21 protein-coding genes are annotated in these 25431 nt (G+C 60.9%); 9 read left to right on the top strand and 12 right to left on the bottom strand.

The genetic code is table 11. The annotated features are described in order from the left end of the window. Position 1: 1 nt before the first annotated feature. Entirely contained in the window at positions 2–256 is a 255-nt protein-coding gene (locus EK369_RS01370) for a hypothetical protein (protein WP_127111892.1), read from the bottom strand. 174 nt (positions 257–430) lie between these two features. Here EK369_RS01370 and EK369_RS01375 point away from each other — a divergent pair, with 174 nt between their 5' ends. Next, the gene (locus EK369_RS01375) at positions 431–1492 is read left to right on the top strand and encodes an autotransporter outer membrane beta-barrel domain-containing protein (protein WP_127111893.1); all 1062 of its coding nucleotides are present in this window, start codon (positions 431–433) and stop codon (positions 1490–1492) included. 3 nt (positions 1493–1495) lie between these two features. Here the strand turns inward: EK369_RS01375 and EK369_RS01380 are convergent, their stop codons facing one another. Further along, positions 1496–3562, bottom strand: a complete 2067-nt coding sequence (locus EK369_RS01380; RefSeq protein ID WP_164726782.1) for a mechanosensitive ion channel family protein — start codon at positions 3560–3562, stop codon at positions 1496–1498. 186 nt (positions 3563–3748) lie between these two features. Between EK369_RS01380 and EK369_RS01385 the strand changes: the two genes are divergently transcribed. Next, positions 3749–5410 carry an alpha/beta hydrolase gene (locus EK369_RS01385; protein WP_127111895.1) on the top strand — a complete coding sequence of 554 codons (1662 nt, stop codon included), beginning with the start codon at positions 3749–3751 and terminating at the stop codon, positions 5408–5410. A gap of 85 nt (positions 5411–5495) precedes the next feature. On the opposite strand, the gene EK369_RS01390 is transcribed toward EK369_RS01385, so the two are convergent. After that, positions 5496–8555, bottom strand: coding sequence for an efflux RND transporter permease subunit (locus tag EK369_RS01390; RefSeq protein WP_127111896.1), 3060 nt, complete (start codon positions 8553–8555; stop codon positions 5496–5498). 6 nt (positions 8556–8561) lie between these two features. After that, complete coding sequence (locus tag EK369_RS01395) at positions 8562–9629, bottom strand: efflux RND transporter periplasmic adaptor subunit (protein WP_164726784.1); 1068 nt, start codon at positions 9627–9629, stop codon at positions 8562–8564. 175 nt (positions 9630–9804) lie between these two features. Between EK369_RS01395 and EK369_RS01400 the strand changes: the two genes are divergently transcribed. Then, positions 9805–10533 carry a Hint domain-containing protein gene (locus tag EK369_RS01400; RefSeq protein ID WP_164726786.1) on the top strand — a complete coding sequence of 243 codons (729 nt, stop codon included), beginning with the start codon at positions 9805–9807 and terminating at the stop codon, positions 10531–10533. On the opposite strand, the gene EK369_RS01405 is transcribed toward EK369_RS01400, so the two are convergent. Both EK369_RS01405 and EK369_RS01410 read right to left on the bottom strand, forming a co-directional pair. Next, on the bottom strand, positions 10530–11123 hold the full coding sequence (locus tag EK369_RS01405) for a nucleotidyltransferase family protein (protein ID WP_127111899.1): 594 nt from the start codon (positions 11121–11123) through the stop codon (positions 10530–10532). The genes EK369_RS01400 and EK369_RS01405 overlap by 4 nt on opposite strands. A 90-nt stretch (positions 11124–11213) precedes the next feature. Further along, complete coding sequence (locus EK369_RS01410) at positions 11214–13631, bottom strand: GcvT family protein (protein ID WP_127111900.1); 2418 nt, start codon at positions 13629–13631, stop codon at positions 11214–11216. A gap of 153 nt (positions 13632–13784) precedes the next feature. Between EK369_RS01410 and EK369_RS01415 the strand changes: the two genes are divergently transcribed. After that, complete coding sequence (locus tag EK369_RS01415) at positions 13785–14336, top strand: YceI family protein (RefSeq protein ID WP_164726788.1); 552 nt, start codon at positions 13785–13787, stop codon at positions 14334–14336. A 2-nt stretch (positions 14337–14338) separates the two neighbouring features. On the opposite strand, the gene EK369_RS01420 is transcribed toward EK369_RS01415, so the two are convergent. After that, positions 14339–15208, bottom strand: a complete 870-nt coding sequence (locus EK369_RS01420; RefSeq protein WP_127111902.1) for a hypothetical protein — start codon at positions 15206–15208, stop codon at positions 14339–14341. Positions 15209–15406: 198 nt separating this feature from the next. Here EK369_RS01420 and EK369_RS01425 point away from each other — a divergent pair, with 198 nt between their 5' ends. Beyond that, positions 15407–17830, top strand: coding sequence for a GcvT family protein (locus EK369_RS01425; protein WP_127111903.1), 2424 nt, complete (start codon positions 15407–15409; stop codon positions 17828–17830). Positions 17831–17836: 6 nt separating this feature from the next. Here EK369_RS01425 and EK369_RS01430 read toward each other — a convergent pair whose 3' ends face one another. Continuing rightward, the gene (locus EK369_RS01430; protein ID WP_127111904.1) at positions 17837–18703 is read right to left on the bottom strand and encodes a LysR family transcriptional regulator; all 867 of its coding nucleotides are present in this window, start codon (positions 18701–18703) and stop codon (positions 17837–17839) included. 123 nt (positions 18704–18826) lie between these two features. Between EK369_RS01430 and EK369_RS01435 the strand changes: the two genes are divergently transcribed. Together EK369_RS01435 and EK369_RS01440 are read left to right on the top strand one after the other, a co-directional pair. Next, positions 18827–19234 carry a GFA family protein gene (locus EK369_RS01435; RefSeq protein WP_127111905.1) on the top strand — a complete coding sequence of 136 codons (408 nt, stop codon included), beginning with the start codon at positions 18827–18829 and terminating at the stop codon, positions 19232–19234. A gap of 16 nt (positions 19235–19250) precedes the next feature. Next, positions 19251–19451 (top strand): DUF1059 domain-containing protein, encoded by a 201-nt coding sequence (locus tag EK369_RS01440; protein WP_127111906.1) that lies wholly within the window; start codon positions 19251–19253, stop codon positions 19449–19451. A gap of 4 nt (positions 19452–19455) precedes the next feature. On the opposite strand, the gene EK369_RS01445 is transcribed toward EK369_RS01440, so the two are convergent. After that, positions 19456–19866 (bottom strand): Fur family transcriptional regulator, encoded by a 411-nt coding sequence (locus EK369_RS01445; RefSeq protein ID WP_127111907.1) that lies wholly within the window; start codon positions 19864–19866, stop codon positions 19456–19458. A 344-nt stretch (positions 19867–20210) separates the two neighbouring features. Between EK369_RS01445 and EK369_RS01450 the strand changes: the two genes are divergently transcribed. Next, a complete protein-coding gene (locus EK369_RS01450; RefSeq protein ID WP_127111908.1) occupies positions 20211–21500 on the top strand; it encodes a DEAD/DEAH box helicase in 1290 nt (429 codons plus the stop codon). A gap of 52 nt (positions 21501–21552) precedes the next feature. Here the strand turns inward: EK369_RS01450 and EK369_RS01455 are convergent, their stop codons facing one another. The 3 genes from EK369_RS01455 to EK369_RS01465 form a co-directional block, all read right to left on the bottom strand. Beyond that, positions 21553–22395 (bottom strand): PhzF family phenazine biosynthesis protein, encoded by an 843-nt coding sequence (locus EK369_RS01455; RefSeq protein WP_127111909.1) that lies wholly within the window; start codon positions 22393–22395, stop codon positions 21553–21555. After that, the gene (locus tag EK369_RS01460; RefSeq protein ID WP_127111910.1) at positions 22395–23657 is read right to left on the bottom strand and encodes a cation:proton antiporter; all 1263 of its coding nucleotides are present in this window, start codon (positions 23655–23657) and stop codon (positions 22395–22397) included. Before EK369_RS01460 ends, EK369_RS01455 begins: the two co-directional genes overlap by 1 nt. Before the next feature lie 64 nt (positions 23658–23721). Continuing rightward, complete coding sequence (locus tag EK369_RS01465; RefSeq protein ID WP_127111911.1) at positions 23722–24417, bottom strand: endonuclease/exonuclease/phosphatase family protein; 696 nt, start codon at positions 24415–24417, stop codon at positions 23722–23724. Between the two features lie 129 nt (positions 24418–24546). On the opposite strand from EK369_RS01465, the gene EK369_RS01470 reads away from it, so the two are divergent. Beyond that, entirely contained in the window at positions 24547–25422 is an 876-nt protein-coding gene (locus EK369_RS01470; RefSeq protein WP_127111912.1) for a DMT family transporter, read from the top strand. Positions 25423–25431 lie beyond the last annotated feature (9 nt).

Consider the following 25431-nt stretch of genomic DNA (forward strand, 5'->3'; position numbering starts at 1 on the left):
ATCAGCCGCAACGAATGCTGAGCGTCAGGCGGGCAGGATTGTCCGGATCTGTCTGGCGTGAGATTTCTTCGTAGCCGATCGAACAGAGCCGTGCGGCGCGCTGGTCGCAGAGATCCGGGTTTCCGGTGCAGGTGATGCGGATTTCTCCACCGGCAAGGCGCCGGGAGTCTACCGTGCCGGAGGCCAGACCAGGCGCGGTCTGCGCAAGAACAGCCAGGGTGAGCAAGGCGACGGGTCGGGTGTTTCTCAGTCTCATATCCTGAGACTTATCGCGGCTCTGCAATCTGTCCAGTGGGATGCGGCCCGGCAGCCACAGGGCAGGGGAAAGGTCAGACATCCTCTGGTCGGGCTCATTGGGAAGCGACTAGGATGAGGCGACCCTGGCCCCACCTTTGATCCGAGAATGATGATGTTGCCGACCTGCTTTACAATGACTGATGTCTGCGCCCGGATGGCGCGTATGGCGGGTGTCATTTCTGTGGTTGCCTGTGCGCCTGCCGTGATGCTGGCCGAGGGCGCAGGCGATGCACCCGAGCCCGCCGCAGAGGAAGCAGGCGCTGTCTCGGGTGGAATCCTGCCGCAACTGGCGATGTCCCTGCGCCTGCCGGAGAACCTGCAACTGCGCTACCCGAATGCGCCGCAGCCCACCGAAGAGCCAGTGATCTATGACCGCGTGCTGCCGTTTTTCGGGCAAAAGGCGGTGGATCGTGGCTACACGCTGCCATTGCCGTTTGGAATCTCGGTGATCGGGGTCGGCAATGAGCAGGCACAGGAGATCACCGATGTGGCCGTGGCTCTTGGCAAGGGCGCGCCACCACCGCCCGGGACTGAGTTGAAGGATCTGCCCTTTGTGACGCTGGAAAACGTGGTCAGTGACACCACCACCAAGCAGATCAAGCTGGACGCATGGATTCTGCCCAACATCAACGTTTTTGGTGCCATCGGACGGGTTGAGGGTGTTGCCAATCTGGACGTGGTGGTCGATCTCGACACGGCCTTTCCACCACCGATTTGTACGCCGGTTGACCCGTGTGGCTCAGTCACGGCGAACTTTGATGCGGGGGTGGATGCGACCACCGTGACGTTGGGGGCCAGCGCGGTTTACGGCTGGGACAACTTCTTTCTGGTCGGCAGTGCCGCCTTTACCGACACGCTGGGGGACAGTTCGGACACGGTGATACGGTCGGTCTCGGGCAGCCTGCGGTTCGGGCGCAACTGGATTGTGGGCAACGGCATTGCGCTGGCGCCTTATGTGGGTGTCTCGTACCTTGATTATGACGAAGAGATCGAAGGGGTGACCAAGCTGGAGGACGCCTTTCCCGATGGCGACAGCCTGGACGTGCGCTATCGGGCGAACTCGACCAATGTGGACAAATGGTCAGGGGTGCTGGGGCTGAACATGGGTTTTCGCAACGGCGTGTCGGTGCAGGGAGAATACAACAAGAGCGCCAGCGGGGATCGGGTGCTGGTGTCGCTGGTACAGAGGTTCTGAGGGCTAGGGGTTGCCGTCTTGCTTGAGGGCATCCTCGATGGCGACCTGCGCGCCTGCGGCGCCGGTTGACCCACCTCCGGTGGAGCGTACGCGGACTTCGCGTACGGCAACGTCGATGCCTTCTTCCTTGAACATCTTGCGCACCTGTTCATAGACGATACGGCGCAGCTGGAACTGTTCGCCGGGGTGGCATTTGAACGAGGCGCGCACGATCATCGCGCTTTCGTCCATCATCACCACGCCTGCGGATTTCAGAGGCTCGACAAAGAGATGGCCAACGCCTTCGTCTTTCAGCAGCTCTTTGCCCAGCTCCTTGAAGCGTTTGCGCAAGGCATGGGTGTCGGTGTCAAAGGGCACGCGGAAGTCCATCTTGAAGATCACCCAGTCACGGGAATGGTTGGCGATGGTCTGGATTTCGCCAAAGGGTACGGTGTGCAGCGCGCCCAGGTGGTGGCGGATTTGCAAAGAGCGGATACCGGCGCGTTCAATGGTGCCCATGGCAGAGCCTGTGTCGACGTAGTCGCCTACGCGAAAGGCATCGTCGAGCAGGAAAAAGATGCCGGACACGATGTCTTTCACCAGCGTCTGACTGCCCATTCCGATGGCAAGCCCAATCACACCGGCCCCGGCAAAAAGCGGCAGCACGTCCACACCGATGGCAGACAGCCCGATCATGCCGGCAACAATGGCGATGCCCACCAGCATGATATTGCGCACCAGCGGCAAAAGCGTCGCGATGCGGGTCTGGCGCGCGGTTTCGCTTTCGCCCTCGCGGGGGGCCGAGCGGGCCAGCACCCGTTCCGAGCCGATCAGCACCAGTTGCCAGAGCACATAGGCGATGAAGAAGGTGATGAACATCTGCGTCAGCGCAGGCACCACGCCATCCGAGACCCGCGATGCCAGGCCAATGCCACCCCAGGGGGTGCTCCAGATCCGCAGCATCAGGACAATGGTGGCCACCACGGCCGAGGCACGCCCCAGCCGGGCAAAGAACTGGGCAAAGCTGGGCATGTCCGGTTGTTCGGGGTCGCGATTTCTGAGGTCGACGCGGGCGGCCCAGTCGTCCAGCAAGAGACAGATCGCCAACAGACCCATGATGACAACAAAGCTGAGCATGGCCAGTTCATTGGCCTCGGCCCGGCCAAGCAGCAACAGCACCGTGGCGGCAAACCAGCTGAGTACGACATAGATCGTGGCAAAGAGGTGCCAGACCAGCGCAAAGGACGACCAGCCTTTGCCACGGGGGCGGCCTTCGGGGCCCTGGGCGATCATCCGGGCGATGCCTGCCCGGTTGCCGAAAAAGGCCAGGATCACGGCGGTTGCGACAAGCGAGCGGGTGACCAGCACGAACAGCAACACGGCGGTTGAGGCCATGCCGCCCGCGTGAAACAGCGTGGCGGTGGTAAAGAAAAACGCCGCGGCGATGGCGATCATCAGGGCGTGGGAGTAGAGTTTTCTGGCGTCAGGATCGGACAGGTTCGCCACCCGCATTTCCGGGCGGAAGGGCGACAGCACCATGCGGATGGCAATGGCAAAGAGGCGCACGGCGACAATGGCGCTGAGATAGGTCATGACCACGGTTTGGGCAATCGGGTCTGCCTGGGTTGCCATCAGCAGCGGCCAGCCGCCCACAAGCGTGAAGATGCCGAGGCCGAAAAAGTTGGCCAGCCCCCAGGCCGCGCGCTGGCCCATGGTGACGGGATGGGCGGCGTCAGGGCGCGGGCGGACGCGGGCGAGAACTGCGCGATAGGCCATTTCCGCCAGAACCCCGAGACCAAGATAAAACAGCGCGCGGAAAAACAGCCCCACGGCGCTGAAGCCGGTTTCCGACAGGCGGGCAAAAAAGCCGCTGACCTCGCCCGGAAACGCCGGGACCGACGACATCAGCGCGCCAAGGTTCTGGGCCGCGCGGGCAGAGGAGGCCATGACCACGTCAAAGATCGCCAGAGTGTTGCCGAAAAAGGCCTCGGCCTCGACCAGTTCCGCATCCGTTGCGGCGTAGGCCAAGCTGGCAATGCCCAGGGTCATGACGAGTGACATGACGAGGGCGGCAAAGGCAGATCTGATCATGAGGTGTCCCCGGCGCATTGAGTTACGCAAAGGCTAGCCCACAACACCTTGAGCAAACAAGGGAAACTGTTTGACCGAATGCGGGGCTATGGTAGCCTTTTACACAACCCGCTGTGGGAATTTGAGATCAGAGATTGACTGGGGGATGCCGACGTGAAGGCGACATGGATTGCAGGAGTGGTCGGGATGACCCTGATCGGGGCCGGAACCTGGGCCGGTCAGAGCATGGCACAAGAGCTGCCGGATATGGAGACCCTGACGATGTTTGCCGCTTACGAGGAGCGGCTGGCCGGCGATCCGGGCGCGGCATTGGCTATGGCGGACAGCATTCTGGCGCGGGCCGATGATCCGGATTTGCGGCTGCGGTTTGCCGAAAGCGCGCTGGCGGTGGGCAATCCGACCAAGGCGCTGGAGCTGTTGCAGCCGATTGTGGACGGGCTGGAACGACACGGCGCCGCCTTTGACATGACCGACCCGCGTGCGGCTCTGGCGCTGGACCTGATGTCCCGGGCCTATGCGGCGCTGGGGCAGCGCGATGCCGCCCTGACCACCGCCCTGCGCGCCTATAACGCGGCCGAGGCACGGCTTGGGTCAACCAATCCGGCCTTGTTGGACCGGCTGAAGCGATTGGAACCTGAGATCGCGGAGCTGCGGCCCAACCTCTTGGCCCCTGTGCAGGCGATGCGCCAGACGATCGAGAAGGGCAAAGAAGCCAAGCGCAACATCGGTGACACTGATCCAACTGCGGTAAAGGTCTGGTTCGGCACCAATCGGGTGGCTACCGGCGCGACGGATCCGGCGCAGATGTTCGGCAGCGACCGTGGCGAGCTGACCGTGGGCAGCCTGACCGTGACCATCCCGCCGGGGCATATGGCGGGCATGATCGAGCGGCCGTCGGGGTGGTTTTTCACCGAACATCCCGATCCCACCAAACATGTGGTGCTGGAAAGCCTGAAAGCGATGGCAGAGGAGGCCTTTGCCGAAGGGTGTTGCGGGGATCGCGACAGGCTGTTGTTCATTCACGGCTATAACGTGACCTTTCATGACGGGGCGCTGCGGGCGGCGCAGCTGGCCTTTGATCTCGAGTTTCCGGGCGAGGCGATGTATTACAGCTGGCCTTCCAAGGCCTCGCTTTATGGATACCTGAGTGACTCGAACGGGGTTCTGGCCTCGCGGCCCGCGATGGAGACGTTTTTCGAGATGGCAACACGGGGCGAAGGCAAGCTGCATGTGATCGCCCATTCCATGGGCAACCGCTATGCCATCGAGGCGCTGGAGACGTTTTTCCTGCGCCATCCCGATCGCCGCCTTGGACAACTGATCCTGGCCGCCCCGGATGTTGACCGCGCAGAGCTGAAGGCGCGGTTTCCGGGGTTGAGCGCCCATACGGATGGCATCACGCTCTATGCCTCGAAACACGACAAGGCCTTGCAGGTCTCGAACATGGTCAACGGCGGGCGCCGGGCAGGGGATGCCAATGGCGAGCTGGTGAGGATTGCCGGGCTGGACACGGTGGATGCCTCGTTGATCGAGGCGGACACGCTGGGGCACTCCTATTTCGGGGATGCACCGCAACTGCTGGGCGATATTCTGGGGGTGGTCCGGCTGGGCTGGTCTGCGCCCGAGCGATGCGGGGTTCAGAACCGCGAGGTGGTTGATGGCGGCGGTGGCGTCTGGGACGTGCGCGCCGACGGGTGCCGTGTGTCAGAGGTGCGCACGGCGAGTGACCTGATGCGGATTTTTGGCGAAGAGGCGCTGGGTGAGGCCGAGACCCGCATGAGCCTGGATCAGGACACCATGCGCGAGTTCTGGTTGGGGGTCATGGACGTGATCCGCGAACGCACCTGAGAAACACGGCCCCGGAAATGAACCGGAAAAGAAAAAGGCCGACGCAAAGCGCGTCGGCCTTTGAGTTTGTCGGCTCGCCCGGTGATCAGGTCGCCTTGGTTGTCTCGCCCATCCCGATGCGGAAGAACACCATGTAGAGGGCCGGTACCACCAGCAGTGTCAGAACCGTTGCAAAGCTGAGGCCAAAGACCAGAACCACTGCCATCGACTTGAAAAACGGGTCCAGGAACAGCGGCAAGACGCCCAGCACCGTGGTGAGCGACCCCATCATCACGGGACGTACCCGGCTGGCGGCGGAATCCACCACCGCGTCAAACCGCGCTTTGCCGTCGGCAATCTCGAGGTCCATCTGATCCACCAGAACAATGGCGTTCTTGATCAGCAACCCGGACAGGGACAGGACCCCGAGGATCGCCATGAACTCCATCGGTGTGCCTGTGGTAAGCAGCCCCACGGTTACGCCGATCATGGCCAGCGGCACGGTCAGGAAGATGATCGCAGGCTGGCGCAGGGCGTTGAACAGCAGGACAACGACCAGCACCATCGCGCCAAACCCGGCTGGCAGGGTCGAGGCGAGGTCTTCGTTGGCCTCGGACGAGTCTCCATACTCGCCCTCCCACTTGAGCTTGTAGCCCGGGGGCAGTTCGATGGCTTCGATCTGCGGGCGCAACTCGTTGAAGAGCACACCAGAGAGGATGCCTTCGGCCGGGTCACATTGCGCCTGGATCGCCCAAACCCGGTCCACCCGGCGGAACAACGCGTCCTGCCAGACAGTCTGAAAGCCATCCACAAGTTGCAACAGCGGGATAGTGCTGCCGGTGACGGGCGAAGACACCTGGATGGTCTCGATCGACGACAGGCCAATGCGTTCGTCCTGAGGCGCGCGTTGGATGATCGGGATCAGGTAGTCATCTTCGCGATACAGTGCGACCTGTTTGCCGGTGAAGTTGATGTTGAGCGCATTGGCCACGTCCTCGCGCGTGACACCCAGGCGGCGCGCGCGGGTCTCGTTGACAAGGGGTTCGATGACCGGCACCTGTTGCCGCCAGTCGTCTTTGATCGAGATCGTGTTGGGATTGGCCGCCATGATCTCTTGTGCCTGATCGGCCAGCTGACGCAGGACAACCGGGTCAGGACCGGTAAACAGCGCTTCGATCTTCGAGCCGCCGCCCGGGCCCAACTGGAAGCGCCAGGTCTTGGCCTGGGCGTTAGGGTAGTTGGCATCGACATGGGACTGGATCTCGGGGATCAGCGTGTCGATCTTGCGCCAGTCGTCAACCTTGACCAGCAATTGTCCATAGGCCGCTGTGGGATCCTCGGGAGAGTAGACCAGCATGAAGCGCAGGGTGCCTGCGCCCACCAGTGTGTGCACGTCGGTCACGCCCTCCAGCTCGGCAATCTCGCCTTCGAGCTGGGCCATTTGCCGGTCGGTCTCGAGGATATTGGTGCCTTCGGGAAGGAACATGTCCACAACGATCTGTGGGGTTGTGGAACTGGGGAAAAACCCCGGCTTGATATAGGCCATACCCGCAACCGCAGCTGCAAATGCCGAGAAACTGACCGCGATCACGATCCAGCGGATCGCCAGCAGGCGTTTCATGAAGGATTTGTAGAGCACCATCAGTTTAGCGTCAGGCTTGGGGCCGGAGGCTGTCGCGTCTTCCTTGAACAGAAGATCGGCAAAGACCGGCACGGCGGTCAGGGCAAAAATCCAGCTGAAGCCAAGCGAGATCATCACCACCCAGAACAGGTCGCCGGTATATTCGGCGGTTGAGCCGGGGGCAAAACCAATGGGCGCAAACGCGATGATGCCCACGATGGTCCCGCCAAGCAGGGGCCATTTGGTCTTGGCCACGATGTCGACGGCCATGTCGAGTTTGCGTTTGCCTTCTCTGACCCCGACGAGGATGCCTTCGGTAACGACGATGGCGTTGTCCACCAGCATGCCAAGCGCGATGATCAAGGCGCCAAGGGAAATCCGGTGCATCGGAATCCCGGCAAGATCCATCACCGCCAGCGTCGCCGCAATGGTCAAGAGCAGCACACCGCCGATGACAAAAGCCGACTTCAGCCCCATGAACACCCCGAGGGTAACCAGAACGATGGCCAGTGCGGCACCGACGTTCTTGGCAAAAGCCTTGACCGAAATGTCGACAACCTCGCCCTGGTGGTAGAAGGTTTCAATCTCAAGACCCACCGGGCGGTGATCGGCGGTGGCGGCGATGACGCTGGAGATGTCTGCGCCCACCGCGACGATGTTTTCCCCCGGCAGCGCCGAGACGCCCAGCACCACGGCAGGACGCCCATTATAGCGGAAAATCTCGGACGCCGGATCCTCATAGCCGCGCACCACATTGGCAATATCACGCAAACGCACAACGCGATCTTCGTCACCGGTGGTGACCACGGTGTTCATCAGCGCCGTGACCGAGTCGGTGACCTCGGGCAGCTGGATTCGAATGCGCTGCTCGCCAATCTGGGCTCTGCCGGACGACACAACCGAGGTGTGCTGTTGGATCTGTCCAAAGACCTGATCCAGCGAGATGCCGCTGACCGACATCTGCGTCTGATTGAATTCGAGATAGATCGCCTCGTCCTGAACACCGTCGATGGCCACCTTGGCCACACCATCCACCGCAAGAAGTCGCGTGCGCACAGCCTTGGCGTAATCGTGCATTTCGCGCGGAGAGAAGCCGTCGCTGGTCAACACATAGTAGAGGCCGTAGACGTCCGCATAGTCGTCATTCACAAAGGGTTCCGAGGCACCGGGCGGCAGATTGCGCGCGGCATCCCCGGCCTTGTTGCGCAGTTTGGTGTAGATGACGGCGAGGTCATCCTTGTTCTTGGAGAAGCTGTAGAGAATATCAACCGAAATCGTGGAAAGCCCGGCTTCGGATTTGGACCGGATCTCTTCGACCTCGAGCATTTCCTGAAAGGCGCTTTCAAGGGTTTCGGTGACTTCGTTGGCTACCTCAAGTGGGGTTGCGCCGGGATAAGAGGTGATGACCTGTGCCGTGCGAATGATGAATTCGGGGTCCTCAAAGCGGGGCATGTTCTTGTAGGCGAGCCAGCCGCCCAGCAGCGACAGGATCACGACGATGGCCGCGATAAGGCGGTTCTTGATTGAAAACTCAGCGATAGACATGTCGGATCAGCCTCCGAACCGGCGGATCTGCATACCTTCGAACAGGTAAGAGGCCCCGGCACCAACGATTTCGTCGCCTTTTTGCAGACCTTCCTTGACCAGAAGGAGTTCGCCGATGTCCTGGTCGATGACCACATCGCGGCGGGTGACGGTCAGTGCATCGCCGCTGCCCTGAACCAGCCAGACATATGAAAACTCACCATCATACTGGATCGCGGACATGGGAACCTCGACAACCGGGACATGTTCGGCGGACACGTTGGGAATGACCGTGGCATAGACCTGACCGGTCATTCCGGGCAGCACGACGAGGCCTTCGGGGCGGGTGAAGCTGAGTTCCGCCTGATAGGTCTGCGAAGCAGGGTCAGCCTGTTGCGCCAGAGAGCGGAAGTTGGCCGGAATGTTGACCAGCGGCGCTACATCCAGGTTGAGGTAGCTGTCGCGCACCTCGACGTCGGTGGCATCGACGATCTGGCTGGCCGGAACATGCATGACTGCAACGAACAGGGTCTCACTTTGCAGGGTGATAATATCCTGACGCGGATCGACGGTTTGGAACTGGTCAACATTGACCAGCGCAACGACACCGTCAAACGGGGCCAGCAGGGTGGCATCGCCAAGGCGTTTTTCCGACGCCTCGACATTCAGCTCCGCCAGTTCATATTCCGTAGCACGCTGATCATAGACACTTTTCGAGATGTTGTCCTGTTGCAGCAGAATCTTGGCCCGGTCGAACTCGACCTTGGCCTGGGCCAGTTGCGACCGCGCCTGATTGAGGTTGTTTTCCAGAATGCGCGTGTCGACACGGGCAATGAGATCGCCGCGTTTGACAATGTCCCCTTCGCGGACCGGCAACTCTTCGATCACGCCGCCCTCGAGCATGGTCAGCACTGCCGATTGCAGCGGTTCAACCACGATGGGCTGGGAAATCTTGTTTTCACGGGGGCGTGTCAGGACGGTTACGATTTTGGCCGGTCTTGGCGGGCGTACTGCAGCTTCGTCTTCTGCCAGGGCCGGCAAAGTGGGCGGCAGCGTCAAAACCCCCAGGAAAAACAGTCCGCTCAAGAGTTTCATGAGACAGTTGCGCATCATAGTTCGGCCTTTCGATTCCAATTACCATCAGTTGACCCCATCAAAGGTAAGTTTTCAAATGAACTCTTGTCCTTTGGGGGGCTGCGGAGTGTACGCAGCCGCACAATCGCCCTGCTTCTTTCCCCGGTGGGTCCCATTTCCGCCTAACTTCGCAGTCATGAATTGGCAACCGGCAGATTGCGTCGGAATGGTTTTTGTTGGGCATTTCATGTTGAGAGATACGCAAAATTATCTGGAAATCGACGGGGCCGAAATTCAGGCGGCACCGGATTTTCGTATTTGCAGGACGGAAAATCAAAAAGTCGAGCACAAGCGCCCTACGCAGGCGCGGACAGGTGGTCTGTCGGTGGACGCCGGGATCAAGACCCTGTTGGGGGAAAAGCGGCTGGGTGATCTGACACCTGGCGATCTGGTGCTGACACGTGACAATGGTTTTCAGCCGGTGCGATGGGTCGGGCGTTGCAAGGCTGGCCCGGGGTCGCGCGCCATGGTGGTGCTGAAGGCGGATGCGTTGGGGCCGGGATTGCCGTCGCGGGATCTGATCCTGTCCGAGGATCAGCGGCTATTGACCAGCGGCGGGGTCTTGCGAGAGCTGTTTTCCAAAGCAGAGATGCTGATTCCCACGCGCGCGCTGCGCCAGCTCTCTGCCCTGTGCCACGAGCGGGTCGACGCCGATGTCTGGCATGTCCTGATGCAGCGCCACGAAGTGATCCTGGCCAATGATGTCTGGACCGAGAGCTTTCAGCCAAACCGGCAGTTCTTCGACACGGCAGAAGAGAAGGTGCGGCGTCAGCTTGAGCGGTTTTGTCCGAAACTGGTACAAGGCGATGCCAAGCGGGCGTTTCCCGCGGCGCGGGCGCAGACACATCTGACGACGCGCGTCTAGCGGCGCGCATTGCGCCATGTCGCCCAATCTTCCGGAGTATCCAGATCGGTCAGCGCATGGTGATCGGGCAGGGGGACCAGGTGGACCCGGTCTGCGTTGGCCCTGAGGAGGCCACGTGCCCCTTGATCCCCTGACAATGCCTGCAACTCAGAAAAGTCTGATCGTGGAAAGATGACTGGGTGGCCGGGCTGGCCTTTGGCAGAGCTGCCGCGCAGGATGGTTTCCGGCGGCGCCTTGCGCCAGGCCGATATCATGGTGTTCAGGTCCTGCACCCCGAGGTCCGGCATGTCTGAGGGCAGAACCATCAGGGCCGTAACCTCAGGCCGCAGAGCCGCCACAGCGGCGCGGATGGAATGCGCCATGCCCTTGTCGGCATCGGCCACAGGGCAGGCTTGAAAGGGCAGCCCGGCGAGGGCCGATTGGCGGGGCCCGGGGTTTGGGGGCAGTGCGATGATGAGGGGACAGCCGGTGTCACGTGCACGGGTTGCCATTGTGCGGATCAGGGGCTGGCCATCCACCTCTTGCATCAGCTTGTCCTGCCCGCGCATGCGGGACGAGGAACCGGCGGCGAGGAGGAGGATGGTGAGCATTGGGGCCTTTCCCTGAGGCGAAGCGTCGGAGGCCCGGTTGGGAGCCTCCGGCGGGAGTATTTTTAGCGAAATGAAGCCCGGGGGAAAGACCTATCCCCGCATGCGCGCGCCATCTGCATCAAAGAGCGGCGTGGTGATCAGCCGTGCCTTGCGCATGTGCCCGAGGATTTCGATCTCGACTTCGAGGCCTTCATGGGCCTTGTCGATGGGGACAAAGCCTTGGGCGATGGATTTCTGCGCGTAATGGCTGTAGCCGCCCGAGGTGCAGAAACCGACCACTTCGCCGTCGAGCCAGATCGGTTCATAGGCGTTGACGTCGGCGTCCTCGGCTTCGACCTCAAAGGCGCAGAGTTTGCGCGCTGGCCCTGCTTCGCGCTCGGCTTCGGCGGCGGCGCGGCCGATGAAGTCGGTGTTCTTCTTGAAGCTGATAAAGCGGTCGAGGCCGGTTTCGGCGGCCGTGTAGTCGGGCGAAAATTCCGAGAGCCACGAGCCAAAGAACTTGTCGAGCCGCAGGGACATCATGGCGCGCATGCCAAAGGGTTTCATGCCGTGATCCTGACCGGCGGACCAGAGCGTGTCCCAGAGGGATCGCTGCGAGGGCAGGTCGCAATAGATTTCATAGCCCAAGTCACCGGTGTAGCTGACGCGCTGGATGATGCAGTCGCACATGCCCACCGTGGCGCGGCGCACATCCATGAACGCCATGTCCGACATGTCCTGACGGGTGCAGGCCTGCAGCACTTTCAGCGCATTGGGGCCTGCGATCTGGAAACCGTTCACCGTGTCTGAGACATTCTCGATCTTTACCCCATGTTCCTTGTGCTGGAGGAACCAGCGCATGTGGTAGGCTTGGCTGCCGTAAGAGGCGGTGAGCTGGAATTCGGTCTCGGACAGGCAGGAGATGGTGAAGTCGCCGATCAGGCGGCCCTTGGGCGAGAGCATCGGGGTCAGCGACAGGCGGCCCGGTTTGGGCACACGGCCTGCCATGATGCGGTCGAGCCAGGCGCGGGCCTCGTCGCCGCGAATGCGGTATTTGCCAAAGTTGTGCACCTCGTTGATGCCGACCGCTTCGCGCACCGCTTTGACCTCGCGCGCGGTGGCGTCGAAGGCGTTTGAACGGCGGAAAGACGGGGTTTCAAAGCGCGGCTCGTCCCCCGTGGCGAAGTAGTTGGGGATTTCGATGCCATATTGGTGGCCCCAGACCGCGCCCATCCCATCAAAGATGTCGTACATCGGCGTGGTGCGGAAGGGGCGTGCGGCGGGGAGTTCCTCGTTCGGGTAGGAGACGGAGAAGCGTTTCTGGTAGTTTTCGATCACCTTGGGACGGGTGTAGCCGGGGGTGATCCAGTCGCCAAAGCGGGCGCAGTCCATGGCAAAGGTGTCGCGCTCGCATTCGCCTTCGACCATCCATTGCGCCAGCATCAGGCCGACGCCGCCGCCTTGAGAAAAGCCAGCCATGACGGCGCAGGCAGACCAGTAGTTGCGCATGCCGGGCACCGGGCCGACCAGAGGGTTGCCGTCGGGGGCAAAGGTGAAGGGGCCGTGGATCACGGATTTGATGCCTGCCTGTTCCAGCGCGGGGAAGCGTTTGTAGGCGAAATCGATGGAGTCTTCGATCTTGTCAAAGTCGTCTTGCAAAAGTTCATGACCAAACCCCCAGGGCGTGCCGTCGACGGCCCAGGGTTTGCAGGGCTGTTCGTAGAATCCAATACACAGGCCACGGCCTTCCTGGCGCAGATAGCTTTCGCCAGCCGGGTCCATGACGTGGGGGTGTTCGCCGCCCGCGTCGATGATCTGGGCGATCATCGGCACCTCATCGGTGACGACATATTGGTGCTCCATCGGGTGCAGCGGGAAATAGACGCCGGCCATGGCGCCAACCTCGCGCGCCCAGAGACCCCCGGCGTTGACGATATGCTCGGCATGAATGGTGCCCTTATTGGTGACCACGTCCCATGTGCCATCGGCGCGTTGGTTGGTTTCCTGCACCATGCAGTGGGTTTCTATCGTGGCGCCGCCCATACGTGCGGCCTTGGCGTAGGCGTGGGTGGTGCCCGAGGGGTCAAGGTGGCCGTCGAGCGGATCATAAAGACCGCCGATGATGCCGTCCGTGTTGGTGACAGGGGCGATCTTGCGGATGTCTTCGGGCGAGACGATCTCGGTCTCGAGCCCCATAAAGCGGTGTTTGGCGCGTTCGGCCACCAGCATGTCAAAGCGGTCCTGATTGTCGGCCAGTGTCACGCCGCCCACGTGGTGCAGACCGCAGGACATGCCGGTGATCTCTTCCAACTCTTTGTAAAGCCGGATGGTATAGCCCTGAAGGGCAGCCATGTTGGTGTCGCCGTTCAAGGTGTGAAACCCACCGGCCGCGTGCCATGTGGAGCCTGACGTCAGTTCCGAGCGCTCGAGCAGCATGACGTCCGACCAACCCAGCTTGGTCAGGTGATAGAGAACCGAACAGCCGACAACTCCGCCGCCGATCACGGCCACACGCGTGGTGGTTTTCATGGGCGCGCCCCTTTCATGGTTTTTGTGATTGTCTTCACAATCGCGGCATTTTGACAAGGCGCTGGCCACTTTGCGACGGGATGTGTCGCAAATGGCGAATTGGGTGGTGGACGGGATCAGGCGGCGTGGTAGGTCTGGGATATGTTGAAGCAAATGTTGTTCGTATTTGGCCTGACCCTTGCCGCGACCGTCGGTCTGGCCGGACCGGTGCCCTATGCGCTGGACCTGAAGGCGTCGAAGGTGGCGTTTTTCTATGCGATGGGCGGGCGCGAGACCCGGGGCGTTTTCCCTGTGCAAAGTGCGGCAACCATGGTGGACCTGCAGGATGTGCGACGCTCGTCCCTGGATGTGACGATTGCCACAAAGTTCGTACAGGCCGGAGACCCCCTGGTGACCATGGCGATGCGGGGGCAAGAGCTGTTGGCGACGGGGCAGCATCCGACGGCGCGATTCGTCAGCACACGGGTTGTGCCCAACGGCAATGGGGCCCGGATCACCGGTGACCTGACGCTGAAAGGGGTGACGCGGCCGGTGACGCTGGATGCCGTCTTTCAACGGCGGGCGGATGCGCCTGCGGACAATTCCGAGTTGATCCTGCAGGTCGCGGGATCCGTAAGCCGAAAAGCCTTTGGGGTGATCGGCTATCCCAAGCTGGTTGAAGACGAGATCGCCTTGCGCTTTCAGGTGCATCTGGTGCGCGAATGACCTCAGGGCGTTCCGGGAGGGATGATTGAGACAATAGGCAGGTTGCTGGTGATTTCGGGGGCTTCGCGCGACAGGTCGTAGCCTTCGAGCACGGTGTCATCGACTTCATGTATCAGGTCGGGCATCCATTCCCCTAGGTCGATGACGCCGATCAGGCGAATACCGCCAAAGTCTTCGTCGGTCAGACCAAGTTCCCAGTAGAACTCATGTCCGTAATCTGTGTGGCTGTCCTCGTCGATCAGACCATCCAGGCTTTCACCCTCGGGGATATAAAAGATCAAGGCGGACTCCAGATGCCTTGAGCCGAAATGGTGGCTTACCCGCCAATCGGTTTCGACCTCGACAACTTCGAGATGACCGCCGATGCCCTCTTCAAACGCGATCTCCAGCGTATCTTCTGACCCCATGACAATGTGACTTGCTGCAGGCAGTTCAAGCCCGGGGATGCCATCGGTCTGTGGGGCCGGCACGGGCAGGTCTTCCAGTGCATCTGCGGTGACCGTCAGGGTGATGTGATCGCCATCTTCGCCTTCGATGTCGTCCGCGGTGTCTTCACTGTCGGACAGGGTGTCGACGTCATCGCCCACGCCAATTTCCACCACGTCCAAGCCATCGCCTGCGTCAACGAATTGCGACACATCGTCGAAGATATTGGTTTCGATCAGCTGATCGAGGTCGACACCCTCTTGCGCGTCACGTGAAACGACTTCGGCATCGACAAGCTCGGGGGCTTCGCCCTCTTCGGTGACGCGGATCTGGTCAGAGTCCCAGTCATCGGGATTATCCTCTTCCGTCGGGGTGTCAGAATCGTCTGACGCAATGGCCGGGATCAGGGCTGCGCCAAGGGCGGTGAGGAAAATCAGGTAAAGCATTTTGGTCAATCGTTATGTTGTGTGGTGGTGATTTTATTCGCTTTTTACGGGAAGGTGAAGCCATTCACTGGGAAACAGGCCGTTGGTGCCGTGGAAACGCGCGCGTGTTGTCAGCCTGCGACAGGAAGTGTCGGGTTTGGGCAATTGCGCGGCGGGTTGCGGGGTCAAGTTTAACAAAACAAACCCCGGAGGCCGAAAATGAGATCCCACGCCCAAGCAGTCGTCATCGGTGGCGGCCTGATCGGATGCTCAATTCTTTACCACCTGACCAAACTTGGCTGGACAGACGTTGTGCTGCTGGAGCGCGACGAACTGACCAGCGGCAGCACATGGCACGCGGCGGCGGGCATTCACGGGTTGCATGACAGCGCCAATATCAGTCGCATTCAGCACTATACGATGAACCTGTATAATCAGCTTGAGGAAGAAACCGGGCAGAGCTGCGGGGTGTTCCAGCCGGGCGCGCTCTATCTGGCGCAGACTGAAAACCGCGAACATCAGCTGAAGCTGCAGGCGGCCAAGGCCAAGCTTTACGGCATGAATTTCCACGAGATCAGCCGGGATGAGGCCGAGCGCCTGCATCCATTGGTCAATTTCGACGGCATCCGCACCATCATGTGGGAAGAGGATGGCGGCAATGTCGACCCTTCGGGCGTGACCCATGCCTATGCCAAGGGCGCGACGCAGCGGGGCGCCGAGATCCATCGGTTCACGCCGGTGACCGGAACCGAACAACAGCCCGATGGCAGCTGGATCGTGCGCACGCCCAAAGGGGATATCAAGACGCCCTGGGTCATCAATGCCGCCGGTCTCTGGGGGCGCGAGGTGGCCAAGATGGCGGGGCTTGAGATGCCCCTGCAGCCCACCGAACACCAGTATTTCGTGACCGAGACCATTGCCGAGATTGACGGCATGGATCGCCGCTTGCCCTCGGTCGCGGACCGCGATGGCGAATACTACATGCGGCAAGAGGGCAAGGGGCTGCTGATTGGCGCTTATGAAAAGGACATGCGGTTCTGGGCCGAAAATGGCACGCCGCTGGATTTTGCCCATGACCTGTTCCCCGATGATCTGGAACGCATCGAAGAGAACGTGCTGCGCGCCATGGACCGGGTGCCGGTGGCCGCGACTGCCGGGATCAAACGCGTCATCAACGGCCCGATGATCTGGTCACCGGACTCGAACGTGATCCTGGGGCCGGTGCCCGAGCTGGACGGCTATTTCATGTGCGGCGGCATCATCCCCGGATTCTCGCAATCGGCGGGCATGGGGCTGATGGTGGCGCAATGGATCATCGAAGGCGAAATGCAGTACGACATGTTCCCCTGGGACGTGGCGCGGTTTGGTCTCTGGGCGAACAATCCCGATTTTGTCCGGGCCAAGGTGCGAGACGTCTATTCGCACCGTTTCGCGATCCATTTCCCGAACGAGGAACGCGCCGCCGGGCGGCCTCTGCGCACGCGACCGGTCTATGAAAAGCAGAAATCGATGGGTGCGGTCTTTGGCCTGAACTACGGCTGGGAGCATCCCTTGTGGTTTGCAGATACGCCCGGCGTGACGGATACCAATGGGTTCACCCGCCAAAACTGGTGGGGACCTGTGGGTGAAGAATGCAAGATGCTGCGCGAGCGTGCGGGTATCATCGATATCTCGAACTTTGCCAATTACATCTGCAAGGGGCCGGGGGCCTCGGGCTGGCTGAACGCGGTCTTTGCCAACAACATGCCAAAAGCGGTGGGGCGGTCTTGCCTGACGCCGCTGATTGGCAAACGTGGCGGGGTTGCGGGGGATTTCACCGTAACCAAGGTCTCGGACGAAGAATTCTGGATCATCGGCTCGGGCATGGCGGAACGTTATCACAAGCGGTTCTTCAAGCAGGTGCCGCTGCCCGAGGGCACAACGTTCGAAAGCAAGACAGATGTGATCTGCGGTTTCAACGTCGCCGGGCCAAAGTCGCGCGAGCTGTTGCAGCGGCTGACCAATACCTCGCTGAATACCGAGGATTTTCCCTTTATGCGCTCGAAAATGATCGACATTGCAGGGGTTGAGGCGCTGGCGCTGCGGGTGTCGTTCACCGGTGATCTTGGCTGGGAAGTGCATTGCAAGGTCGAGGATCAGGCCAAGCTCTATGACGCGCTGCTGACCGCGGGTGCCGAATTTGGCGCAGGTCCGGTGGGTGGACGTGCCTTGATGTCCCTGCGGGTGGAAAAGGGCTATGGCTCGTGGAGCCGCGAATACAGCCCGGAATACTGGCCGCAGGAGATCGGGCTGGACCGGTTGTGCAAGATGGACAAGGAGTTCCTGAACAAAGACGCCGTGGCCGAGACGCTGGCACAGGACGCGCGCGAAACCCTTGTGCTGTTGCATCTGGATGAAGCCGACACGGCGGCCTCTAACGCCGATGCCACCGGCGGCGAGCCGATCTTCAAGGACGGCAAAGGCGTGGGCAAGGTGACTTCGGGCACCTATGGCTACACGGTTGGCATGTCACTGGCGCTGGCCCATGTGCGCGGCGTGGCCCCAGGCGATGAGGTCGAGGTGATGGTGCTGGGTCAGCCACACAAGGCGCGCGTGCTGTACGAGCCACCGTTTGATCCCAAGGGTGAAAAGCTGCGGGCTTAAGTCGCTTCAGTCAGCCTGCCTCTTCAACCAGCGAATGAAGCTGCGCAGGGGCGGGCGGGCCGCACCGGGCCGGGTCTCGATGTAAAAGTTACCCACGTTCGGCTCGATGAACCGGGCCACAAGACGTCCGGCCTCAAGATCATCCTGCACCCAGCGGGTGAGCGTATATGTGATGCCGTCGCCGCGCTGAACTGCGTCCATGATCAGATTGCCGGGCATGTGCAGAATTTGCGGTGACCGCAACGGGTGTACGCCGTGGCGGCCAAGCACCTCGGCAACCTCGTTGGTTCCTAGCTCTTGAAGCCAGGGCAAGCGGGTCAGGTCCGAGGGTCTTTGGATGCTCTCGTCCATAAGGTCGGGCGTGCCAACAATCGCAAGATCCCCTGAGACCAGCACATCCGCTCCGTCTGGCAGGGACTCTTGTCGACTGTAGCGCAGGGCAATGTCGGTCTCGCCGGGTTTCAGTTCAAGAAACCGACCGGTGGGGTTCAACAGCAACGTGATTTCCGGGTGGGCCGTTTGGAAGTCCGCGAGGCGGGGCATCAGCCACTTGACCGCAAATGCCGGGGACATGGTGACCATGACCGGGCGTGCGAGACCAACATCCGTCAGTTCGTCTACCCCTCGGCGAATTTGGTGAAACCCGGACTCGAGATGGCGCGCGAGAGCGGCGCCTTCGTCGGTCAGGGAAATACTACGCCCCGAGCGGGTGACCAGTTCGACGTCCAGAAAGGTTTCAAGTGCGCGTACCTGCTGCATCACCGCGGCATGGGTTACATTGAGCGCCTGACCCGCGGCGGTGTAAGAGCCGCACTCGGCCAATGCTGCGAAAGCCCGCAGGGCGTTCATCGGGGGCAGGTTGGTCCACTTCATCTATTAGAAATTCTAACATGTTGGGAAAATTCTTCAATCGTGAAGTCAAAAACGGCGTGTATTATGGGTTTGACCGGAGTTCTTCGGATATAATGTATTAGAAATTCATTCGGGAGTCTTACCATGACTGGCAAAGACCTGCCTCTGGAGGGGCGCTGTAAATGCGGTGCTGTTCACTACAGGGTTCTGGCTGCGCCGACCTACGTTGGCAACTGTCACTGCGATGATTGTCGACGGGCCACTGGTGGTGCGTCCGTGCCCTGGATCGGGGCAAGACCTGAGGACTTTGAGGTTGTCAGGGGAGACATCCGGGAATTTGAATCGTCGCCCGGAATACTGCGCGGGTTTTGCGGGACCTGCGGAAGTTCTCTGACGTTTCGCGGTGAAGGATGGGATGAAGTTGGCATCACGATTGCCTCACTGGACAATCCTAATGCCATTACGCCGCAATCGAACGTTTTCCTCAAAGAAAAGCTGCATTGGCTTCTGATCAATGAAGACATGAGGAACTATGACGGGTTTCCGTCTTGAAGGGGGAGTGTGACCAATGACCAAAGCCTATTCTTACGCCTGCCGCGACTGTGAAGGTATGGAAACGTGCCCGGCCAGCATGACAGCGGAAACCAAAGAAGAGTTATGGCAACTCACCGGGCTGCACGCGCAGATTGCCCATGGTGAAAACCCCGCAGACTGGGATGCTGAAACGCGCGCCTATCTGGAAACGCTAATCAAAGAGGTCGACGTTTAGCGCGTCACTTGCGGATCGGAACGCCGTAAAGTTCCAGTTTATGCCCCATGAGGCGGTAGCCCAGTTTTTCGGCGATCTTTTCCTGCAGGGCTTCGATATCGGGATCGACGAATTCGATCACTTCACCGGTCTGGATGTCGATGAGATGGTCATGATGCTCGCGTTCAGCGTCTTCGTACCGCGCGCGGCCATCGCCGAATTCGAGCTTGTCGAGGATACCGGCCTCTTCAAACAACTTCACAGTGCGATAGACCGTGGCCAGCGAAATGCCGGCGTCACGGGCCGAGGCCCGGGCGTAGAGCTCTTCCACATCGGGGTGGTCGCTGCTTTCCTGCAAAACACCTGCAATCACGCGGCGTTGTTCGGTCATGCGCAGGCCCTTGGCTTCGCAGCGGGCGAGAATCGTGTCGCTCATGGGGTCGTCCTGTAAACTCTTGACCCCCGGTTCTATCGTTCCGTGCGGTGAGTGGCTACCTCTTTGTCGTCACCGCTCAGGGCTTTCTTGGTTGACATGTGAAGCGTCAGGCCCCATGTGCAAGCCAACCGCCTTCTGCCGCGTGAGCAGTCAAGAAAGACCGGAACAAAAAATCCGGCCCGAACCCAAGGCGATAGTTAGATCCCAATATCACGCGTGGGGCCATGGTTTTGAAGGACCGTCCGACAGGGACGGAGCGCTTCGGGGCCAACCACCGAAACGCGCCCCATTTAGGACGGGCGCAAAATTGGCGTTGCCCGTGGGGTGCGCCGGAAAGACGATTCATGACGACGTTTTACGACCTCGGCCTGCCCAAGAAGCTGGTCGACAAACTGGTAGCCACTGGCATCGACACACCAACCCCCATTCAGGAGCGTGCCATTCCGCATGCGCTGGAAGGGCAGGACGTGATGGGGCTGGCGCAGACCGGCACCGGCAAGACCATGGCCTTTGGCCTGCCACTGATCGCCAAGCTGCAATCTTATGGCCGCCCGCCGGAAGCCAAGACCGTGCGCAGCCTGATCCTCGCGCCGACGCGCGAGCTGGCCAACCAGATCAAGGACAGCCTGGCTGCCTTGGTTGAGGGCACCCCGTTCAAGGTGGGGCTTGTGGTTGGTGGCGTGGCGATCAACCCGCAGATCAAACGCGTGGGCAAGGGCACGGATGTGCTGGTGGCAACACCGGGCCGTTTGATCGACCTGATGGAGCGCCGCGCGCTGGACCTGTCGCAAACCGATTTCCTGGTTTTGGACGAAGCGGATCAGATGCTCGACATGGGGTTCATCCATGCGCTGCGTCAGATCGTGGGCTGGCTGCCTGAAAAGCGCCAGACCATGTTGTTCTCGGCCACCATGCCGAAGCTGATGGCCGAGATTGCCGGTTCCTATCTGAACAATCCGGTGCGGGTGCAGGTGGCGCCTCCGGGCAAGACCGCGGACAAGGTTACGCAAGGCATTCACTTTATCGCCAAGGCTGAAAAGACCGCGTTGTTGATTGAGCTATTGGCGGATCACCGCGACGAGGCGGCAATTGTATTTGCGCGCACCAAGCATGGCTCGGACCGGTTGATGAAAGCCTTGGTCAAGGCGGGGTATGACGCGATTGCGGTGCATGGCAACAAGAGCCAGGGTCAGCGCGAACGCGCCATCAAGGCGTTCCGGGCTGGTGAAGTCATGGTGCTCGTGGCCACGGATGTGGCCGCACGTGGTCTGGACATTCCGCAGGTGCGCCATGTCTATAACTTTGATCTGCCGAACGTGCCTGAAAACTATGTGCACCGGATCGGCCGCACGGCGCGTGCCGGTATGGACGGGGCGGCGGTTGCGTTCTGTGCGCCGGATGAAGTGGATGAGTTGAAGGCGATCCAGAAGGTTCTGAAAATGGATATCCCGATCCTGTCGGGACGGCCATGGATGGGCATGGAAGATCCCTCGCACAAGTCCAAACCCAAAGGCCCGCGCGGCAAGCAGGGTGGACCGCGTCGTGGGGGCGGTGGCGGTGAGAAACCTGCCGGGACCGGTCAGCGTCGTCGCCGTCGCGGACCGCCGCGGGGTCGGGGCACCAAAGCCGCCTGAGGCGGCTTGGCCTTCGGCGAGAGTATGTTTGGCAATTCGAAGGGGCGGGTCGTCAGTAGACGAGCCGCCCTTGTTTCATTTTGACCGCCTGGCCGCTGACCGTGATGGCGGAGCCTTCGGTGGTGACGCCGATGACGGAGGGCCGTCCCATGTCGTCGCCCTGATGGATACGCAGGGTGACGTCCTGACCGCCAACTTGTGCGAGCAAGGCACCGAGGGTGGCGCAGGCGCTGCCGGTGGCGGGATCCTCGGGGATATTGTCGAGCGGCGCGAACATGCGGGCGTGGATGACGTCGCCTTCGCGCACGTAGGCGAATTGCGCGAAATCAAGGCCTGAGGGGTAGGCGGCGTTGCCCTCGCGAAAGGCGGAGACGTCGGTTTGCAGGGCCGAGAGCGTATCGCGACAGTCAAGTTCGGTGATGGTGAAGGCAAGGCCGAGCGAGGCCATGGTTGGCGGGTGCGTGGTGGTCAGGATGGCATCCTGTGTCGTGCCAAGCGCGCGGGCGACAAGTGCGGGGTCTGGGTGTTCGATGAGTTGCAGCTCTGAGGTGGTGGTGAACTGGGCGGCATCCGCTTCGGCCTGTGCTGTGAGGGGGCCAATGCCAAGTTCCAGAACCATCTCGGGACCAAGACCGAGGTCGGCAAGTGCGATGGCGGTGCCGATGGTGGGGTGGCCGGCAAAGGGCACCTCCATCGTTGGTGTGAAGATGCGTACTTTGGCTGTGTTTTCAGGGTCTTCCGGGGGGTAGACAAAGGTCACCTCGGAAAAATTGAACTCGGCTGCGATCTTTTGCAGGTCGGCCTCGGGCAGGTTGCTGGCATCCGGAAAGACCGCCAGTTGGTTGCCGCCAAAGGGGCGGTTGGTAAAGACATCATAGACAAGGTAGTCACGCATCACATCAACTCCGGTTGGCGGCCCACGCGTTTGGCGAGCGGGGCGACGGTGAGACCCTGGACGATGATCGAGAAGATCACAACGATGTAAGTGGCCGTCAGGATCAGGGGTTTCCAGTCATTTTCGGGCAGCGAGAGTGCCAGCGCCACCGAGATACCGCCTTTGAGGCCGCCCCAGGTCATGATTGGCACCACGCCGCGGCTGAACTCGCGGAAGGGTCGCAGGGCGAGCACGGGCACGGCGACAGCGGCCAGGCGCGCCAGCAGGGCCAGTGCAATGGTGGCGACGCCGGTGGCGAGGTAGGTCATGTCAAAGGCGACGGCAAAGACCTCGAAGCCGATCAGCAGGAAGAGGACGGCGTTCAGGATTTCGTCGACGAGTTTCCAGAAGGCATCGACATATTCGCGGGTTTCGGCGCTCATCCCGTGTTTGGCACCGATGTCCCCGATCAGGAGACCGGCGCAGACGGCCATGATCGGGGCCGAGACATGCAGCGCGACCGCCAGTTCGTAGCCGCCAAAAGCCAAGCCAAGGGTCAGGAGAACTTCGAGAGAATAGTCGTCAATCAGGCGCATCACGCGAAAGGTGAGCCAGCCGAGAGCAATGCCGAGAAAGGCACCACCAACGGCCTCTTGCAGGAACAGGATCGCGGCGTCATCGATCTGTGACTCGCCGTGATCCACGGCACCATGGCCGTGGGTGGCAAAGGCCATGCCAGAAAGGACAAGGAACACCACATAGCCGACGCCGTCGTTGAACAGGCTTTCCCCGGCGATCTTGGTTTCAAGGGATTTCCTGAGATCGGCCTCGCGCAGCACGCCAAGAACGGCGACGGGATCGGTGGGTGAAATCAGCGCCCCAAAGACCAGGGCAATCATCAGCGGCATACCGGTAAGCCAGCTGAAACCAACGCCGACGATCACCGTGGAGAGCCCCACGCCGACGGTTGCCATCAGGGCCACGGGGATCCACTGCGCACGCAGGTCATGCAGTTTGACATGCAGCGCCCCGGCAAAGAGCAGAAGGCCCAGCATACCTTCGAGCAGCGCGTCCGAGAATTCGATTTCGGTGATCACATGGCGGGCCGCATCGGCGATACCATATTGCGGAGCGATGAGGTCGATGGCGAGAAGGCCAAAGCTGGCAAAGAGCGCCACCACGAGGATGCCGATGGCGGCGGGGAGTTTCAAAAACAGGTAGTTGATGGCACCAAAGGCCCCGGCCAACACAATCAGAGCCGAGGTGATCTGGAGAAAGTTCATGGCCCTGTCCCTTGTGCTGCTGCCATTTGGCTAGCATGGGCCTTGGGACGGAACAAGCGCAGGTTCAGGCGGGCGTGAACTCGGCCCAGGCGGGCAGGTGGTCCGAGGCGCTCGCGGCAGGGCGCGCACGGTGGATGCCGCTGCGCAGCACCCTGAGATCAGAGCTATGGGCAAAGCTGTCGAGTGCGGCGACGGGGCGCGGTGCCGGAAAGCTATGACCCGGATCGGCGAAGTCGAGACCGGGCGTGGCGGCGTCAAGAGCGGCCTTGGGCCCCCATTCGTTGAAATCCCCGGCAATGAGGGTGGGCATCACAGGCCGTCGGCGCAATTCGCGGGTGATTGCCATGAGCTGCATCAGACGAAAGCGCCGAATGAGGCCAAGGTGCACACCGATCACGCGGAGCGGGCCGATGGTGGTTTCGAACTCGGCCAGGATGGCGCCGCGCGGCTCAAGACCGGGCAGGTCCAGACGCGAGGTGTGAAGGGGGTTGAGGCCATCGCGGATCAACATGGCATTGCCGTGCCAACCAAGAGACCCGCCGGGCTGGCCAAAGGGCAGGGCCTGCCAGCCATGTGTCTCGATCAGATCATGCGGGAGGGCTGCGGGGCGCGGTGGCAGGCGTTTGTCGACCTCTTGCAGCACTACGAGGTCCGCCTGTAATGCGTCGATAACCTGCATAGACCGATCCGGGCGACGGCGCATGTCCATGCCGATGCATTTTTGCAGGTTGTAGGTGGCAATGCGCAGGTTGGTGGTCATCGGTGGTCTCGAAAGTTTGCAGCCGGTTTTGGCATGCCGCATCGGGAAAGGCGAGCCAACAGGCTGTCGCATGGGTCATTTCTGTCTAAGTTGCTTGACAACTTAACAAATTTCCGCGCGTCTGGCCGCATGGAACGCAAAACGCATATCGACGCCTTTGGGGCAAGCTCGCTGATTTTCTTTGCAACGGTTTTGGCGTTCAACCAGGTGGTGATCAAGGTCACAAACGGTGGGATTTCCCCGGTGTTTGTTGCTGCACTGCGGTCTGTCATTGCCGTCTTTGTCATGGGGGCGTGGATTTGGATCCGCGGCATCCCCTTTAAGACCAAGGGTGGGTTACTGTGGTTTGGCATTGCCTCGGGTTTGCTTTTTTCTATTGAATTCATATGCCTGTATATCGCTCTTGATCTGACGGATGTGTCGCGCGCCAGCGTGATATTCTATTCCATGCCGGTCTGGTTGGCGCTGATGGCACATGTGTGTCTGCCGGGGGAAAGGCTGACTGCCTTGCGGCTCCTTGGATTGGGGCTGGCCATGGCGGGCGTCGCGGTGGCGTTGATGGATCGTTCTGCCGGAGAGGCCAATATCTGGGGGGATCTGGCCGCGCTCGGCGCCGCCTGGGGATGGGCCGGGATCGCATTGATGTTGCGGTTCAAGCCGCTGAACCAAATTGCGCCGGAAGCCCAGTTGATGTGGCAGATCATGGTATCAGCGGTGGTTCTGAGTGCTGTTGCGCCTTTGTTCGGCCCGCTGCTGCGGGAGCCGGAAATGATCCACCTCGCTGGTGTGGCGTTTCAGGCCCTGGGGGTGGTGTGTTTCGGCTATGTCTTCTGGTTCTGGTTGCTGACTGTCTATCCCGCTGCATCTGTGGCCTCGTTCAGTTTTCTTTCACCTGTGTTGAGCGTGCTGTTTGGTTGGTGGCTTTTGGGAGAAGCGGTGGGCGTCAGCATTTGGGCTTCGCTGGGCTTGGTGGTGCTGGGATTGATCCTGATCAACCGGAAGTGAGCGAGGCGC

It is taken from the genome of Shimia sediminis (genome assembly GCF_003990645.1).
GTDB classification, from domain to species: Bacteria; Pseudomonadota; Alphaproteobacteria; order Rhodobacterales; family Rhodobacteraceae; genus Shimia; species Shimia sediminis.